The following is a 16,104-nucleotide window of genomic DNA, read 5'->3' as shown; positions in this document are numbered from 1 at the left end:
GACATCGCCAGGCTTTAAATATCGTTACCTGTGTATACATGTAACAACATCTACAGTGTACTAATCTGTTGATGACAATTTTTTGGAGGGATGGCTGAGTGGTCGAAAGCACCGGTCTTGAAAACCGGCAACCGTTAATAGCGGTTCTAGGGTTCAAATCCCTATCCCTCCACCACTATTAGAAAGCCCGCTGAGAAATCAGCGGGCTTTTTTCTTATCTGCGATATACATAAATAAAAGGGGAAGGGCACTGACGTGCTCTTCCCTTTTTTGTATTTAAAACAATGACGACTAGTCCGCTAAATATTTCCCTTCTGCAACTTGCCAGAACGCTCGAATTAGAGGGTTATCTAGCTGTGCTCGCTTACAACATACGCCTAACTCAAATGGCTTGATAGGTTCTATCTTTAAGCGGCTAACTTTATCTCTTACTGGACTGTTGTTTATGACCACATCAGGTGCGATGCCAACTCCACATCCTAGTGCCACCATACTTACAATCGCCTCATGGCCAGAAACTTGCGCGTATATGTTGGGTTTTATCTTCATCTTTTTAAACCATGCATTGGCTCGTTCACGCGCTGTTCCTGCTTCTGGGATGATAAAGGGCACTTCATTCCAGTTTGGCTTATCGGATTGCAGTTGTTGGCTAAAGCTACTCACACCAGATGGAATGATGACTGACAGTGGAATATCGCTGATGGTTTCGAATTCTAACCTTGAAGGAAGGATGTCTGGCTTTGCTGAAATCGCGATATCCGCTTCATCGTTTAAGATCTTGTCGATGGATTGAGCTGGATCACCAGTAGAGAGCTTAAATTCAATATACGGATGAATAGCCCTAAATTCGGTTATGAGTTCAGGTAGGTGACTGTAGCTAGCCGTTACTGAACAAAATATACGGATCTCACCTTTAAGTTCTTGCTCTCCGCCCTTCAGGTGAAGGTTATATTGCTGCCACTCTCCCACGATGCTCAATGCTACAGGCAATAGGTGTTTTCCTGCTGGGGTAAGATCAACACTGCGGTTGTCTCTGATTAGCAGTTCTTGTCCTGTTTCCTCTTCAAGCTTTTGTATCTGACGGCTCAGCGCTGAAGGACTGACGTGCATAGCAGCAGCGGTTTTGCTGAAACTCTTGCTGTCGCATAAATGTATAAATAATTGTAGAGATTTTATGTTCATGTTCTGCGATCGTTTCCATGTTGCATTTATTGCAATAACTAATTGTGAATATATCACTTTCAGCAACGGAGTGTCTGTTTTAGTATGAAGTCATTCGATAGAGAGATATCGACCTTACGGACTTATTTTTAAAGGAGTGCCCTAGAATGGCTAACTATTTCAATACATTAAACCTTCGTGAACAACTAGACCAATTAGGTCGTTGCCGCTTTATGGATCGTGAAGAATTCGCGACAGAAGCTGAATACCTTGAAGGTAAGAAAATCGTAATTGTTGGTTGTGGTGCTCAAGGCCTAAACCAAGGTCTAAATATGCGTGATTCTGGTCTAGACGTATCTTACGCTCTACGCCAAGCGGCAATTGATGAAAAGCGTCAATCATTCAAAAATGCTGATGAAAACGGCTTTGTTGTGGGTAGCTACGAAACGCTAATCCCTCAAGCAGACCTAGTAATCAACCTTACTCCTGATAAGCAACACACAAACGTTGTTGAAACAGTAATGCCTCTAATGAAGCAAGGCGCTGCTCTTGGTTACTCTCACGGCTTCAACGTTGTGGAAGAAGGCATGCAATTACGTGCTGACCTTACTGTAGTAATGGTTGCACCTAAGTGTCCAGGCTCTGAAGTTCGCGAAGAGTACAAACGTGGCTTCGGTGTACCAACACTTATCGCTGTTCACCCAGAAAACGACCCTAAAGGCGAAGGTTGGGATATCGCTAAAGCTTGGGCTGCAGGTACTGGTGGTCACCGTGCAGGTTGCCTAGAGTCTTCTTTCGTAGCAGAAGTTAAATCTGACCTGATGGGTGAGCAAACTATCCTTTGTGGCATGCTACAAGCGGGTTCTATCGTATCTTACGAGAAGATGATTGCTGATGGCATCGAACCTGGCTACGCAGGCAAGCTTCTACAATACGGTTGGGAAACGATTACTGAAGCACTTAAGTTTGGTGGCGTAACTCACATGATGGATCGCCTATCTAACCCGGCTAAAGTTAAAGCGTTTGAGCTTTCTGAAGAGCTTAAAGACCTAATGCGTCCGCTTTACAACAAGCACATGGATGACATCATCTCTGGTCACTTCTCTAGCACAATGATGGCTGACTGGGCGAACGATGACGTGAACCTACTAGGCTGGCGTGAAGAGACAGGCGAAACTGCATTCGAAAACTACCCAGCTTCTGACGTAGAAATCTCAGAGCAAGAGTACTTCGACAACGGTATCCTAATGGTTGCTATGGTTCGTGCCGGTGTTGAGCTAGCATTCGAAGCTATGACGGCATCAGGCATCATTGATGAGTCTGCTTACTACGAATCTCTACATGAGCTTCCACTAATCGCAAACACAGTTGCTCGTAAGCGTCTTTACGAAATGAACGTTGTAATCTCTGATACTGCTGAGTACGGTAACTACCTATTCGCTAACGTAGCAACACCGCTACTACGTGAGAAGTTCATGCCTTCAGTAGCAACGGACGTCATCGGCCGTGGTCTAGGTGAGACATCTAACCAAGTTGATAACGCTAAGCTAATTGAAGTAAACGAAGCTATCCGTAACCACCCTGTAGAATACATTGGTGAAGAGCTACGTAGCTACATGAGCGACATGAAGCGTATCGCTGTTGGCGGTTAATCTTCCAGTTCATCACTGAATAAAAATAGCCCTGAACATTTGTTCGGGGCTTTTTTATGCTTGCAACTATTTTACCGGTGAAGGCTTGATAGATTGAGGAAAAAATAAAGGCTTACCCGAAGGTAAGCCTTTATTCGAACTTGAACTGATTGAAAAAAATGACTATTTATCTGAAAGCTTTGCTTCTAGTTCAGCCAGTTTTTGTTCCATTTCAGTGAGCTTCTGGCGAGTGCGAAGCAGTACTTGTGTTTGAACATCAAACTCTTCACGGCTCACAACGTCTAGCTTGTTGAGTTGGCCTTGGATAACTTGGCGAACTTTTTGGTCTACGTCTGAACCAAGCTCTTTTACTGGTTGAGGCATAGAATCGTGGATCTGCTTAGCAATTTGCTCTAGTTTTTTTGGATCAAACATATCAATTAAAACTCCTGAATATTTATCACTATTCTATTTAATCACATCAAAGATGTCGCCTATGGCGTACAAAAAAAGGCCACCGAAGTAGCCTTTTTATTGTTAATACGACAGGGAAATTACTTATTGTTAGCTAATTCTCTGTGCGCCGCTTTTGCTTCATCAACACGGGCCAGCTTCTCGAGATCTTTATCTTCGAGGAAAACTGGAATTGGTTTATGTTTTTCGGCTAAGTAGCTATAAATAACCGGCAGAACAAACAGCGTAAACAGCGTACCAATCGCCAGACCAGCAACGATAACAATACCGATACTAAAGCGCTGAGCTGCACCTGCACCCGTGGCGTACATCAATGGGATCAGGCCTGCAATCATCGCCGCTGTTGTCATTAGGATTGGACGTAGACGTACCCTTGCCGCCTCCATAACCGCCTCTTTGCGTGATAATTTATTATGCAGCTGCTCTTCTTTTGCTACCTCACAGATCAAGATACCGTGCTTGGTAATCAGACCAACCAAGGTAATCAGCCCCACTTGCGAGTAGATGTTCATCGTCGCTGCGCCCCAAGCGAGCGCAATCAATGCACCACATATTGCGAGTGGCACCGACACCATGATAACCAATGGATCTTTTAACGACTCAAATTGAATCGCCAGAACCAAGAAGATGATCGCCAGTGCTAAACCGAACGTCACATACAGTGCGCTGCCTTCTGTTACAAACTGACGCGACTCACCCATGTAGTCATGGTTATAGCCTGCAGGTAATTTGGTTTGGGCAATGTTTTCAAACCAGTTTACCGCATCACCCATCGCCGCGCCCGGCATAGGAACCGCACCGACCGTCGCTGAGTTCAACTGGTTGAAGTGAGGAAGAGAGCGAGGCTCTGCCACCACATCAATTGTTACCAAGCTACCGAGAGGAACAGCATCACCATTGCTGGCTCGAACGTAGTAATGATTCATTGACTCTGGGTTTAAGCGGAACTTACGCTCAACCTGAGGGATCACTTCATAAGAACGACCGTTGAGGTCAATACGGTTAACGTAACCATCCGACATCATGGTGCTTAGGGTGACACCGATATCTTGCATCGTTACCCCATAAGCGCCCGCCATATCTTTATCAATTTGAATCTTCATCGTTGCTGAATCGTAGTTCAAATCAAGGTCAGAGTAGACAAAGAGAGGGCTATCTTTCACATCCGTTAAAATATCGGTTGCGATAGCGAATAAGCTCTCAAAGCTGCTTGGTGTGGTAATCACAAACTGGAGTGGTAGACCAGAACCGGCACCCGGCAACTCTGGCATTTGGAACGCGGTTACTGCCATGCCTGGGATATCTTGTAGCAATCCACTGATACGGTTCGTTACCTCAGATTGGCTAGCCGTGCGCTCACTCCATGGCACCATTGAGGCAATACCAAATGCTTGGTTTGAGTTTGGTACACCAGTGAAGGATTGAGCGTATTGGATTTCAGGCTGGGTCACCAAGATACCGCTCACGTCATCCATCGTGTTACTTAGGTAGTCTAGGTTAGCCGTTGATTGACCAGTACCAATCATCATCACCACCCCTTTATCTTCTGCAGGGGCAAGTTCACTTGGGATGAATTTAAACAGCATCGGCAAGCTTAAAAATACAATGACCGCAAAGCCAATGATAACCGGACGATGATCCATGATCGCATGCAGCATCTTAGAGTAACGGCCTGTCATACGATCAAGTACGCTGTGTACCTTCAGTTCAAACTTACTCGGCTGTGCATTTTCTTTTAGCAGCTTTGAACACATCATTGGAGACAGTGTTAAAGCGATGATTCCAGAAACAAATACCGCGCCAGCGAGGGTTAATGCGAACTCTTTAAACAGCGAGCCTGTGATACCACCCATCATTGCGATAGGGGCATAAACCGCGCCCAATGTCAGTGTCATTGCAATAACCGGTACTGCAATTTCACGGGTACCAATGATGGCAGCCCTGAAAGGAGATTCCCCCAATTTGACGTGTCGATCGACGTTTTCCAGTACTACGATTGCATCATCAACCACTAGACCGATTGCTAATACCATCGCCAGTAGCGTCATTAAGTTCCATGAGAAACCCATGACTTGCATCACCATCGCAACACCAACCAGCGATAAAGGGATGGTTACGATAGGAATGATAACCGCACGCAATGAGCCTAAGAATAGCGTGATAACCACTAATACAATCAGCGCGGCTTCAACAATCGTGTGTATAACCTCTTGAATGGATTCATTAATCGCAATGGTTGAGTCATACATGATATTCATGCTGATATTGCTTGGTAGGTTTCGCTCCAACTCAGGATACAGCTGCATAACATCAGCAGCAATGTTGATCGGGTTAGCACTTGGCGCTGCATTGATGGCGGTTACAACCGTTTGTTTGCCATTAGCACTTGCGCGAACCACATCGTGGCTTTTTTCTAGTGAAACCTTAGCAATATCACCTAAGCGAACAATAGAACCGCCATTTTGACTGGTTTTGACCACCAACCTTTCTAATTCATCGGTATTGGTTACTTGGGTATTGGCACTGCCGTTGTACAGCATAAACTCACCAATTGCTTGGCCAGTTGCTGATTGGTAGTTGTTTGCATTAAGCACCGTCATCACGTCAGTGGCTGTCAGGTTTAATGCTGCCATTTTGGAAGGATCAAGCCATACACGTAATGCGTATTTGATCCCGCCGTACAAGTCGACCTTTGATACGCCATTAACGGTAAACAGTTGTGGGTTAACCACTCGCTCAAGGTAGTCGGTAATTTGGCTTGCAGAGAGTTCATCACTCGTAAAACCAATGTAGAGTACCGCCGTTGTTGAACCGGTAGACATAGTTACGGTTGGATCTTCGGCTTCTTTAGGAAGCTGAGAACGTACCGAGTTAGTCTTGGCCAGTATGTCAGACAGCGCGGCATTCGGGTCGGTATTGAGCTTCATATTGACCGTAATAGTCGAGCTACCGAGTACGGACTGCGACGTCATATAATCAATATTATCGGCTTGAGCGATCGCTTGTTCTAATGGCTGAGTTATAAAGCCTTGGATCAGATCGGCACTGGCACCGTAATAGCTCGTCGTGACCGTCACGATCGTATTTGTCATGTCTGGGTATTCACGAACCTGCATTTTGAAGATTGCTTGGAAGCCAAGCAATGCGATCAAAAAGCTGATTGAAATAGCCAGAACTGGACGTTTAATAAAAACATCAGTAAAGCGCATGATTCCTCCAATTACAGCATTGGTGTTTCAGCTGGCGGCGTCGTTGCATCACTTTCTACAACTCGAACTTTAGCATTGTTACTTAAACGAACTTGACCCGTTGTCACGACAACATCGCCAGGCTCTACGCCTTCCAGTATGTGAGCAATACTTTCTGTACGTTCACCTACTTTCACCACTTGTTGTTTCACACGCTGCACACCATCTTCTTCACGTAAAATATAAACATTGTCACCGTAAAGTGTGAAAGTGATGGCCGTCTGAGGCAGTGTCACTTGGTTTGCTAGTTTAGGTAGAATGATGTTAGCGCGCGCAAACATACCGCTACGTAACTTACCATCGTTGTTTGGGATATCGGCTTGTACTTGGATAAGACCACTTTGGATGCTAACCGCAGGCTCAATGGCACTAATAGAACCTTTAAACGGTTTTTCTGGGTATGCATCAACGAAGATGTCGATCGCCTGACCAACCTCAATACGAGAGATGTCATTTTGAGAAATAGTGAAGCGTAGGCGCATAACACTGGTGTCTTCTAGGCGAACGATGTCAGTGCCAGATTGTAGGTATTGGCCTAGATACACATTACGAATACCGACAGTGCCGTCAAACGGAGCGCGGATCTCGCGACGGGCAATCGATGCTTTAAGGCTTTCAATATCAGCCGCTAACGATAAGAAATTAGCTTCTGCTTCATCGAAGGCTTCCTTAGAGATAGAGCCTTTCTTGAATAGCCCTTGGTAGCGCTTGTATTTAGCTTCAGCAGCCGGTAAGCGTGCCTCAGAGCTTTTTAGATTGGCTTTCTCTACATCAGAATCAAGGCGGATCAGTTGTTGGTCATTTTTAACCTCAGTACCTGATTCGAAAGAAATTTGATCGATAACACCGCTGGTTTCGTTCGCTAGTGTCACACCTTGGTTAGGTTCGATGAAGCCGATAGCTTCAATCACTGGAACCCAGTCGATCGGCTGAACTTCAGTTACCGTTACTGGAAACTCTGGTTCAGGGCGGTTGGCCATATACTCAGCAATTTTTTGTTGTTTGAACATGTTAAACCCAATAACGCTGCCGAAAAGTAGTACAGCGATGAGTAACATGAAGAAAGTCCACTTTTTCATTATGGTCAAAACTCCGATCTAGTGTTTAATTATTGCGTCCCAACTGGCTTCGATTGCAGATTCTAGTTCTGCCTCATCAAGTTGGTAAAATCCTAAAGAATGCTTGCGTGCTAGAGAAACACTAGCCGCCAAGCTCAATCCACCTAATACTTCATTGTTAAGTGGTTTAAACAATCCTTGTTCTTTCCCCTCATTAAATAGCAGCTCAACTTGGGCAAACATTTTACGTTCTAGTTCCCTGAAGTTTAGGCTATTTGTGATGGGTAGAGAGTCATACTGAACCCGATTTTTTATTGCGGCTAAATTCGTTCCTGCTAAGTTCCATATGTTCAACCACATAGTACGGTAGCGTTGTTTAATTGGATCCGAATCATTAACCCCTTGTTGAACAGCATCAGCTACTCTTTGAGTCACGAGCATTCGAACATCTTCTATCAAATGCTCTTTATCATCGAAGTAGCGATAGATAGTGCCTGCAGCCACTCCCGCTTCTTTGGCTAATTTTTGCATTGAAAGGCCTTGGAAACCGACCTCTGCAATTAGCTTTTCAGCTGCAGAAAGTATTTGCTGGCGTTTATCCCGAGGTGCATGAGTTGTCATATTTCAACCACCAATGAATGAACGTTCATTCATTATAGCCTAATAACCACACACATGTGCAACAAAGTTTTACATAATCAGCGTAAAAATCTTGTATAAGAGAACGTAGCATTCGTGCTGTTGCAGCATTATTATAGGCGCGCAATTGAATTCGCCCCTCTAGACCAAACTGAGAATCAAATGAAACTGAACCCAAGACAAGATGAAGCCGTGAAATATGTTTCGGGCCCCTGCTTAGTATTAGCGGGCGCTGGATCCGGTAAAACACGTGTTATCACCAATAAAATTGCTTATCTGGTTCAGGAATGTGGCTATAAGGCGCGTAATATTGCGGCGGTGACCTTTACTAATAAAGCGGCACGCGAGATGAAAGAGCGTGTTGGGCAAACTCTAGGTAAGGGCGAATCGAAAGGGCTGATTGTTTCGACTTTTCATACCATGGGCTTAACCATCATTCGCCGTGAATACAAAGCGCTGGGTTTGAAAGCGGGTTTCTCTCTGTTTGATGACCAAGACCAGTTAGCTTTGTTAAAAGAGTTAACAGAGAGACAGATCGATGGTGATAAGGATTTGCTACGCGCTTTAATGAGCACCATTTCGAATTGGAAAAATGACATGCTGACGCCAGATCAGGCGAAAGCACGTGCTCAAGGCGAACAAGAGCAGTTGTTTGCATTCTGTTTTGAGATGTACCAGAAACAGATGAAGGCATACAACGCACTCGATTTTGATGATCTGATCGCGATGCCTGTATTACTACTGAAAACCAATCAAGAGGTGCGTGAGCGCTGGCAGTCGCGTATCCGCTATTTACTGGTCGATGAATACCAAGATACCAACACCAGCCAATATGAGTTGGTTCGTTTACTGGTGGGAGAGCGTGGTCGCTTGACGGTAGTAGGTGACGATGACCAATCTATCTATTCATGGCGTGGTGCAAAACCGCAAAACTTGGTGTTGCTGGGTGAGGACTATCCAAATCTTCGCTTGATCAAACTCGAGCAAAACTATCGCTCAACCAGCCGAATATTACGTGCGGCGAACATCTTGATCGCCAACAACCCACACGTTTATGAAAAGTCACTATTCTCAGAGATCCCAGACGGTGAAAAGCTCAAGGTACTGAATGCTAAGAATGAAGAGCATGAAGCAGAGCGTATTACCGGCGAGATCATCGCCCACAAGTTTTTGAACCGTACTGAATACAAAGATTACGCAGTGCTTTACCGTGGTAACCACCAATCACGCTTGATTGAAAAAGCGCTGATGCAGAACCGTGTGCCTTACAAGATCTCTGGCGGTACCTCTTTCTTCGCGAGAGCCGAGATTAAAGACATCATGGCTTACCTGCGTGTGTTGGTGAACCCTGATGATGACAACGCCTTCCTACGTATTGTAAACACACCGCGCCGAGAGATTGGTCCGGTGACGCTTGAGAAGTTAGGCAGCTACGCCAATATGCGTGGCAAGAGCTTGTTTGAAGCCAGCTTTGAGATGGGCTTAGAGCAGACACTGACGGGGCGTGGTTTAGAAAATTTGCGCCGCTTCGGTGACTGGATTGTTCGTATCTCAGACAATGCCGAGCGTGGTAATACGGTTGAAGCCGTTCGTTCTTTGGTTCGTGACATCAACTACGAAGATTGGTTGTACGAAACCTCAGCGAGCCCGAAAGCCGCTGAAATGCGAATGAAGAACGTCTCTGATCTGTATAGCTGGATTGTGGCCGATCTTGAGGGTGACAACTACGATAAAGAAGAGAAAACCCTGCGCGAGGTGGTTCAACGTTTAACGCTGCGCGATATGATGGAGCGTGGTGAGGATGATGACGATGCAGATCAAGTCCAATTAATGACATTGCATGCATCGAAAGGTCTAGAGTTCCCATATGTATTCCTGATGGGTGCAGAAGAGGGCATCTTGCCGCACCAAACCAGTGTCGATGAAGGCAACGTAGAAGAAGAACGTCGTCTTATGTATGTGGGGATTACTCGAGCGCAGAAAGAGCTGACTTTTACTAAGTGTCGTGAACGTCGTCAATATGGTGAATTAATAAAGCCAACACAAAGCCGCTTCCTCGATGAGCTGCCGCACGATGATGTGGAGTGGGAAAGCGCTAAGAAGCCTCAATCCGCTGAAGAAAGAATGGAAAAAGGGCAGGCGCACATTGCGAATATTCGAGCGATGTTCAACAAGAAGTAATGCCCTACTTTAATCGCACTATATAGAAGCCAATAAAAAAGGTGACCATGAGGTCACCTTTTCTGAATCTGGCATTTTTAATTACAGACCGGCAATCATGTGCTCGATAGCATCTTTGATTTCGTCGTCTGAACAATCCATACATGAACCTTTCGCTGGCATCGCATTGAAGCCGTTGATTGCGTGGTCAGCTAGAATGTCGCGACCTTGAGCAATGCGAGGACCCCAGTCACCAGCATCACCTGTTTTAGGTGCGCCACTTACGCCAGATGCGTGACAAGCGATACAAAAGGTACCGTAAACTGCTGCGCCATCACGAGGGCCTGTTGGTTCTGCGGCTACTGGCTCGCTGCCGACTAGGTAAACTTGGCCAACTGGTTTGATGCGTTCAGCAATTGCATCGTGCTCCGCTTCGCTTAGGCCTGCAGCCATTGCGCCAGTTGAAAAGGTTAAAACTGCGATGACAACGCTTAAAATTCGACGAGACATATCCATTAAACTCACTTTACATTCCCAAGGTAAGTACATGCTTACCAATTTATAGTGTTGGAAGGGTGTTTTGGCTTTAACCAGCAAAGAGCAACTGTTAAACCAATGTAAATAATGGGTGATTATATCCCGATAAGTTGTTGCAATAAACAACAACTTATAAGCTGTGGCGGGTTGTAGTACTCAAATAAGGGGTTTATCACATATTAACTGTCGAAAAAGAGACCAAACAGAAAAAAAAGTTAAAAAAGTACTAGACGGCATTGGGTGATATACGTATTATTCCACTCCGCCGACAGGGCATGCGCCTGTAGCTCAGCTGGATAGAGCGTTGGCCTCCGGAGCCAAAGGCCGAAGGTTCGAATCCTTTCAGGCGCGCCATCCGGTCTCTTACTTCGGTAAGTGAGAAATTGGCAAAAAGAAATAATGGTGGCTATAGCTCAGTTGGTAGAGCCCTGGATTGTGATTCCGGTGGTCGCGAGTTCGAATCTCGTTAGCCACCCCATTCTTTCTTTACAAAATATCGGTAGCTTCGGCTTCCAGTGTTGATTCATTATTCCCAAGAGTCGATACAAAACTAGTCGGTGAATAGCGCAGCTTGGTAGCGCATCTGGTTTGGGACCAGAGGGTCGGGGGTTCGAATCCCTCTTCACCGACCACTATTTCAATAATCGCTTTTAAGCGGTTATATAAAAAATTAGTGGTGGCTATAGCTCAGTTGGTAGAGCCCTGGATTGTGATTCCGGTGGTCGCGAGTTCGAATCTCGTTAGCCACCCCATTAATTTTGGTAGCTTCTTTGAAGTTCCCGGTTTGAGAAATCAAACGAAACGTCTCGGTGAATAGCGCAGCTTGGTAGCGCATCTGGTTTGGGACCAGAGGGTCGGGGGTTCGAATCCCTCTTCACCGACCACCTTAAGAAGCCCTAGTCGAAAGACTAGGGCTTTTTTACATCTGAAACTTAGATAACTTGAACAGAGTGGGGTTCGCCTGATGTTCAAAGAATGTCTCTTCACTGATCACTTAAGAAGCCTCAACTAGCTGTCCGCGTCAGAAATGACGGGGCTTCTTACATCTATCTCCCCTTCTTATATAAGACAGATTCCTAACGATCTGCTTGATAATGGTGCTGCTACAGAGTTGCTTTCTTTATCAAATGTACAGTTCTATATCTAATTTTATATAAATGGAGTGCTCAATAATTCGACATATTAATGGGTTTGGTCTAAAGACTTTTATGAAAAGTGAAACCTGACCCTAAATTTGCTCACTAAGGCCTGAATTTGACAGCTTTGTACGCATTTGGTCGTTCAAAAACTCCTCTGATTTATTAGGCCTTTCGTTTGTCTGTTTTGTATTTACCAAAATAATACAGATGGTTAAATGTATGGCTAATTAACGTTTATCTGGTTGTTTTATTTGTTCAAATTAACAAAATTAGCGTTTGTTTCTATAGTGTTAATTGTTTTTTGGAATAATTATTTGTTTTTAGTGACTGGTAGTGAGATCTGCTTTGAAGCACGGCTTTAACTCTACAAGTAAGTAGTGGTAAGGAGTTTGTGAGTATTTCTTGCCGATAATATAATGTTGATTTTTCTTACTATATGCTCTTTTGGTGAATAGTTATGTGGCACTTTTGCTTGCTAAGCGTTTAATGTCGACTTTTTATCCTATTTTTGTTGCTTTTCTGTGAATTATTTGCCAAATTGTCAACCGTATAAAATATCAGAACAATATTCTGGTAAGAATGGATTCAATTTTGCAGACAGGGCAGAAAGCTGCCAAAGCAGTAGAGGTCTGGTAATGTCACTTTTAGAAGTAAAAAATCTTCGTATCGAATACCCATCTCGTCATGGAGTTCACGCCGCAGTTAAATCACTTTCGTTCAACATTGAACGTGGTGAGATTGTTGGTGTTGTAGGCGAGTCTGGTGCAGGTAAATCAACAGTAGGTAATGCTGTGATCGATTTGCTGAGCCCTCCTGGCCGCATTGCTAGCGGCGAGGTATTTCTGGATGGCGAAAAAGTCTCTGGTTTATCTCCTGAACAGATGCGTTCTGTTCGCGGCTCAAAGATTGGTTTTATCTTCCAAGACCCAATGACTTCTCTTAACCCTCTATTCACAGTAGAACAGCAGTTAAAAGAGACGATTCATGCCAACATGAAGGTTTCGGATCAAGAAGCCTACCAGCGCTCATTAGACTTGATGAACCAAGTGGGTATCCCACAACCAGAAAACCGTTTAAAGCAGTACCCTCACCAATTCTCTGGCGGTATGCGTCAGCGTGTGGTTATCGCGATCGCATTGGCAGGTGAACCTGACCTAATCATCGCAGATGAACCAACAACAGCACTGGATGTTTCTATCCAAGACCAGATCTTGGGTTTGATTCGCGACCTATGTATTAAGAAGAACGTAGGTTGCATGTTGGTCACGCACGACATGGGCGTGGTATCTAACGTTACCGACCGCGTAGCCGTTATGTATCGTGGTGACTTAGTTGAGTTTGGCCCAACAGCGAAAGTTCTGGGTACTCCTGAGCACCCATATACACACAGTCTTATCTCTGCGGTTCCTCGTTCGGATCGCAAACTCGATCGTTTCCCTCTTGTTAGCTACATCGAAGAAGCACAAGAGATGGAACCATTGGATGTGAAGAACCACTGGTTAGGTCAAAGCCAAGATCACCGTGATTACACTGGCCCTCTGTTGAACGTTGAGAACGTAAACTTACGCTTTACTACCAAAGATTCTTTCTTTGAGAGCCGTCGTGAGTACGTTCAAGCATCAAACAACGTGAGCTTTGAAGTGCATGAAGGTGAGACGTTTGGTTTAGTAGGTGAATCAGGTTCAGGTAAATCAACGATTGCTCGTGTGATTGCTGGCTTGTACGCACCAAACTCAGGCAAGGTAACGTTTGAAGGCGTTGATCTTACTGGTCTGAAATCTGAAAAAGAACGTCGCCCTATGCGTCGTCAAATGCAGATGGTTTTCCAAAACCCTTACACATCAATGAACCCTCGAATGAAGATATTCGACATCATTGCTGAACCTATCCGATTCCATAAGCTTACTCGCAACGAAAATGAAACTCGTCAGATCGTGAACGACCTGCTAGAGCACGTGGGTTTAGGCAAAATGGCTGGGGTGAAGTACCCACACGAATTCTCAGGTGGTCAACGTCAGCGTATTTCTATCGCTCGCGCTTTGGCGACTCGCCCACGTCTTTTGATTTGTGATGAACCAACATCGGCACTGGACGTGTCGGTACAGGCTCAGATTCTTAACCTACTAAAAGACTTACAAGACGAGCTAAACCTAACCATGCTGTTCATCAGTCACGATCTACCGGTTATTCGCCAAATGTGTGACCGTGTTGGTGTGATGCAGATGGGGACATTATTGGAGGTTGCGCCAACGGAGCAGCTGTTCCAATCACCTCAGCATGAATACAGCAAACAACTGATTTCTTTAATGCCTGAATTTACAGGCTTAAGAGAAGAAAAAGCAGTGGCACAAGCCGCGGTATAAAAATCAGCAGGCTGGAGTTTAGCTTGCTAACAACAATAAACAGACGCAAATACAACAACTAGGGATCTGGATTCCCGCATGAAGGAGTTATGCAATGAAAACCATGAAAAGCAAATTAGCAGTAGCTTTAATGGCAGCTGGCCTAAGCTTTAGTGCAGCAGCAGCAGATATTACCGTTGGCTACGCAGCTGACCCAGTATCACTTGACCCGCACGAGCAGCTGTCTGGTGGCACACTGCAAATGTCTCACATGGTGTTTGACCCTCTAGTACGTTTCACTCAAGAGATGGATTTTGAAGGCCGCCTAGCATCTAGCTGGGAGCGTGTTGATGAAACGACTTTCCGCTTCAACCTACGTAAAGGTGTGAAATTCCACTCTGGTAACGAACTGACTGCTGATGATGTTGTGTGGACTTTTGAACGTCTACAAGCTTCTCCAGACTTTAAGTCTATCTTCACGCCATACGAAAAAATGGTAAAAGTGGATGACTACACAGTTGAGCTAGTATCAAAAGCGGCTTACCCACTAGTACTACAAACAGCAACTTACATCTTCCCAATGGACAGCAAGTTCTACTCTGGCCAAACAGCGGAAGGTAAAGACAAGTCTGAGCTAGTTAAGCACGGTAACTCGTTTGCTTCGACTAACGTTTCAGGTACTGGTCCATTTATCGTAACGCAGCGTGAGCAAGGCGTTAAAGTAACGTTCGAGCGTTTCAACGATTACTGGGACACAGAAACTGAAGGCAACGTAGACAAGCTAACACTTGTGCCAATCAAAGAAGACGCGACACGTGTTGCAGCACTTCTTTCTGGCGACGTTGATATGATTCACCCAGTAGCACCAAACGATCACAAGCGTGTTAAAAACGCTAAGAACATCGATCTAGTGACGCTACCTGGTACTCGTATCATCACGTTCCAAATGAACCAAAACAGCAACGAAGCACTTAAAGATGTTCGCGTTCGTCAGGCGATTGTTCACGCAATCAACAACGAAGGTATCGTTAAGAAGATCATGAAAGGCTTCGCAACAGCAGCTGGTCAGCAAAGCCCAACAGGCTACGCGGGTCACAACGAAGACCTAGTTCCTCGTTACGATCTGAAAAAAGCGAAAGAGCTGATGAAAGAAGCGGGCTACGAAGATGGCTTTACGCTAACTATGATGGCTCCAAACAACCGTTACGTGAACGATGCGAAAGTAGCGCAAGCGTCTGCGGCAATGCTGTCTAAGATTGGTATCAAAGTTGATCTTAAAACTATGCCTAAAGCACAGTACTGGCCTGAGTTTGACCTATGTTCAGCAGACATGATGATGATCGGCTGGCACTCAGATACAGAAGATTCAGCTAACTTCAACGAGTTCCTAACTATGACTCGTAACGAAGAGACTGGCCGTGGTCAATACAACTGTTCTGGCTACTCAAACCCAGAAATGGATGCGATCGTAGAAGCTTCTAACACTGAAACTGACCCAGTTAAGCGTGCTGAAATGCTGAAAGGCGTTGAAGCAACACTTTACAACGACGCAGCATTCGTACCGCTACACTGGCAAAGTGAAGCGTGGGGCGCGAAGTCTAACGTAGGTGCAGCAGACGTAGTAAACCCAATGGTTATGCCTTACTTCGGCGACCTAGTTGTAAAATAATCTAGCTTGCTAGAATCGAGAGCCTGAAGCTTTTCAGGCTCTCAAA

At 45.0% G+C, this 16,104-nt stretch carries 10 protein-coding genes and 6 tRNA genes; 10 read left to right on the top strand and 6 right to left on the bottom strand.

Annotated elements, in window-relative coordinates; genetic code table 11:
- Positions 1-84: 84 nt before the first annotated feature.
- A tRNA-Ser gene (locus tag AB4585_RS12660) sits at positions 85-175 on the top strand.
- Between the two features lie 116 nt (positions 176-291).
- Here the strand turns inward: AB4585_RS12660 and ilvY are convergent.
- Positions 292-1,182 carry an HTH-type transcriptional activator IlvY gene (gene ilvY / locus AB4585_RS12655; RefSeq protein ID WP_017061966.1) on the bottom strand — a complete coding sequence of 297 codons (891 nt, stop codon included), beginning with the start codon at positions 1,180-1,182 and terminating at the stop codon, positions 292-294.
- A gap of 146 nt (positions 1,183-1,328) precedes the next feature.
- Between ilvY and ilvC the strand changes: the two genes are divergently transcribed.
- Positions 1,329-2,813, top strand: a complete 1,485-nt coding sequence (ilvC, locus tag AB4585_RS12650; RefSeq protein ID WP_017061965.1) for a ketol-acid reductoisomerase — start codon at positions 1,329-1,331, stop codon at positions 2,811-2,813.
- A gap of 162 nt (positions 2,814-2,975) precedes the next feature.
- On the opposite strand, the gene ubiK is transcribed toward ilvC, so the two are convergent.
- The 4 genes from ubiK to AB4585_RS12630 form a co-directional block, all read right to left on the bottom strand.
- On the bottom strand, positions 2,976-3,227 hold the full coding sequence (gene ubiK, locus AB4585_RS12645) for a ubiquinone biosynthesis accessory factor UbiK (RefSeq protein WP_017061964.1): 252 nt from the start codon (positions 3,225-3,227) through the stop codon (positions 2,976-2,978).
- A 119-nt stretch (positions 3,228-3,346) separates the two neighbouring features.
- The gene (locus AB4585_RS12640) at positions 3,347-6,475 is read right to left on the bottom strand and encodes a multidrug efflux RND transporter permease subunit (protein WP_017061963.1); all 3,129 of its coding nucleotides are present in this window, start codon (positions 6,473-6,475) and stop codon (positions 3,347-3,349) included.
- Between the two features lie 11 nt (positions 6,476-6,486).
- Positions 6,487-7,593 (bottom strand): efflux RND transporter periplasmic adaptor subunit, encoded by a 1,107-nt coding sequence (locus AB4585_RS12635; RefSeq protein WP_017069625.1) that lies wholly within the window; start codon positions 7,591-7,593, stop codon positions 6,487-6,489.
- A gap of 18 nt (positions 7,594-7,611) precedes the next feature.
- Positions 7,612-8,193 carry a TetR/AcrR family transcriptional regulator gene (locus AB4585_RS12630; protein ID WP_017061961.1) on the bottom strand — a complete coding sequence of 194 codons (582 nt, stop codon included), beginning with the start codon at positions 8,191-8,193 and terminating at the stop codon, positions 7,612-7,614.
- A gap of 180 nt (positions 8,194-8,373) precedes the next feature.
- Between AB4585_RS12630 and rep the strand changes: the two genes are divergently transcribed.
- The gene (gene rep, locus AB4585_RS12625) at positions 8,374-10,392 is read left to right on the top strand and encodes a DNA helicase Rep (protein ID WP_372155411.1); all 2,019 of its coding nucleotides are present in this window, start codon (positions 8,374-8,376) and stop codon (positions 10,390-10,392) included.
- A gap of 81 nt (positions 10,393-10,473) precedes the next feature.
- Here the strand turns inward: rep and AB4585_RS12620 are convergent, their stop codons facing one another.
- Complete coding sequence (locus AB4585_RS12620; protein WP_017063036.1) at positions 10,474-10,887, bottom strand: cytochrome c5 family protein; 414 nt, start codon at positions 10,885-10,887, stop codon at positions 10,474-10,476.
- 298 nt (positions 10,888-11,185) lie between these two features.
- On the opposite strand from AB4585_RS12620, the gene AB4585_RS12615 reads away from it, so the two are divergent.
- The 7 genes from AB4585_RS12615 (at position 11,186) to AB4585_RS12585 (ending at position 16,058) form a co-directional block, all read left to right on the top strand.
- Positions 11,186-11,262, top strand: a tRNA-Arg gene (locus AB4585_RS12615).
- Between the two features lie 48 nt (positions 11,263-11,310).
- Positions 11,311-11,386, top strand: a tRNA-His gene (locus tag AB4585_RS12610).
- Positions 11,387-11,463: 77 nt separating this feature from the next.
- Positions 11,464-11,540 (top strand) — tRNA-Pro (locus tag AB4585_RS12605).
- 44 nt (positions 11,541-11,584) lie between these two features.
- A tRNA-His gene (locus AB4585_RS12600) sits at positions 11,585-11,660 on the top strand.
- A gap of 55 nt (positions 11,661-11,715) precedes the next feature.
- Positions 11,716-11,792 (top strand) — tRNA-Pro (locus AB4585_RS12595).
- 890 nt (positions 11,793-12,682) lie between these two features.
- Positions 12,683-14,410 (top strand): ABC transporter ATP-binding protein, encoded by a 1,728-nt coding sequence (locus AB4585_RS12590; RefSeq protein ID WP_017060132.1) that lies wholly within the window; start codon positions 12,683-12,685, stop codon positions 14,408-14,410.
- A gap of 94 nt (positions 14,411-14,504) precedes the next feature.
- On the top strand, positions 14,505-16,058 hold the full coding sequence (locus tag AB4585_RS12585) for an ABC transporter substrate-binding protein (protein ID WP_017060133.1): 1,554 nt from the start codon (positions 14,505-14,507) through the stop codon (positions 16,056-16,058).
- Positions 16,059-16,104 lie beyond the last annotated feature (46 nt).

The organism is Vibrio sp. 10N.222.49.C9, assembly GCF_041474985.1.
Taxonomy (GTDB): Bacteria; Pseudomonadota; Gammaproteobacteria; order Enterobacterales; family Vibrionaceae; genus Vibrio; species Vibrio crassostreae_C.
This window is presented reverse-complemented; position numbering and strand designations above follow the sequence as displayed.

Bases quoted from the DNA above. Each gene is read 5' to 3' on its own strand.
- ubiK (WP_017061964.1), bottom strand. From the start codon at position 3,227: ATGTTTGATCCAAAAAAACTAGAGCAAATTGCTAAGCAGATCCACGAT.
- AB4585_RS12640 (WP_017061963.1), bottom strand. From the start codon at position 6,475: ATGCGCTTTACTGATGTTTTTATTAAACGTCCAGTTCTGGCTATTTCA.
- ilvY (WP_017061966.1), bottom strand. From the start codon at position 1,182: ATGAACATAAAATCTCTACAATTATTTATACATTTATGCGACAGCAAG.
- AB4585_RS12590 (WP_017060132.1), top strand. From the start codon at position 12,683: ATGTCACTTTTAGAAGTAAAAAATCTTCGTATCGAATACCCATCTCGT.
- rep (WP_372155411.1), top strand. From the start codon at position 8,374: ATGAAACTGAACCCAAGACAAGATGAAGCCGTGAAATATGTTTCGGGC.
- AB4585_RS12620 (WP_017063036.1), bottom strand. From the start codon at position 10,887: ATGGATATGTCTCGTCGAATTTTAAGCGTTGTCATCGCAGTTTTAACC.
- ilvC (WP_017061965.1), top strand. From the start codon at position 1,329: ATGGCTAACTATTTCAATACATTAAACCTTCGTGAACAACTAGACCAA.
- AB4585_RS12630 (WP_017061961.1), bottom strand. From the start codon at position 8,193: ATGACAACTCATGCACCTCGGGATAAACGCCAGCAAATACTTTCTGCA.
- AB4585_RS12585 (WP_017060133.1), top strand. From the start codon at position 14,505: ATGAAAACCATGAAAAGCAAATTAGCAGTAGCTTTAATGGCAGCTGGC.
- AB4585_RS12635 (WP_017069625.1), bottom strand. From the start codon at position 7,593: ATGAAAAAGTGGACTTTCTTCATGTTACTCATCGCTGTACTACTTTTC.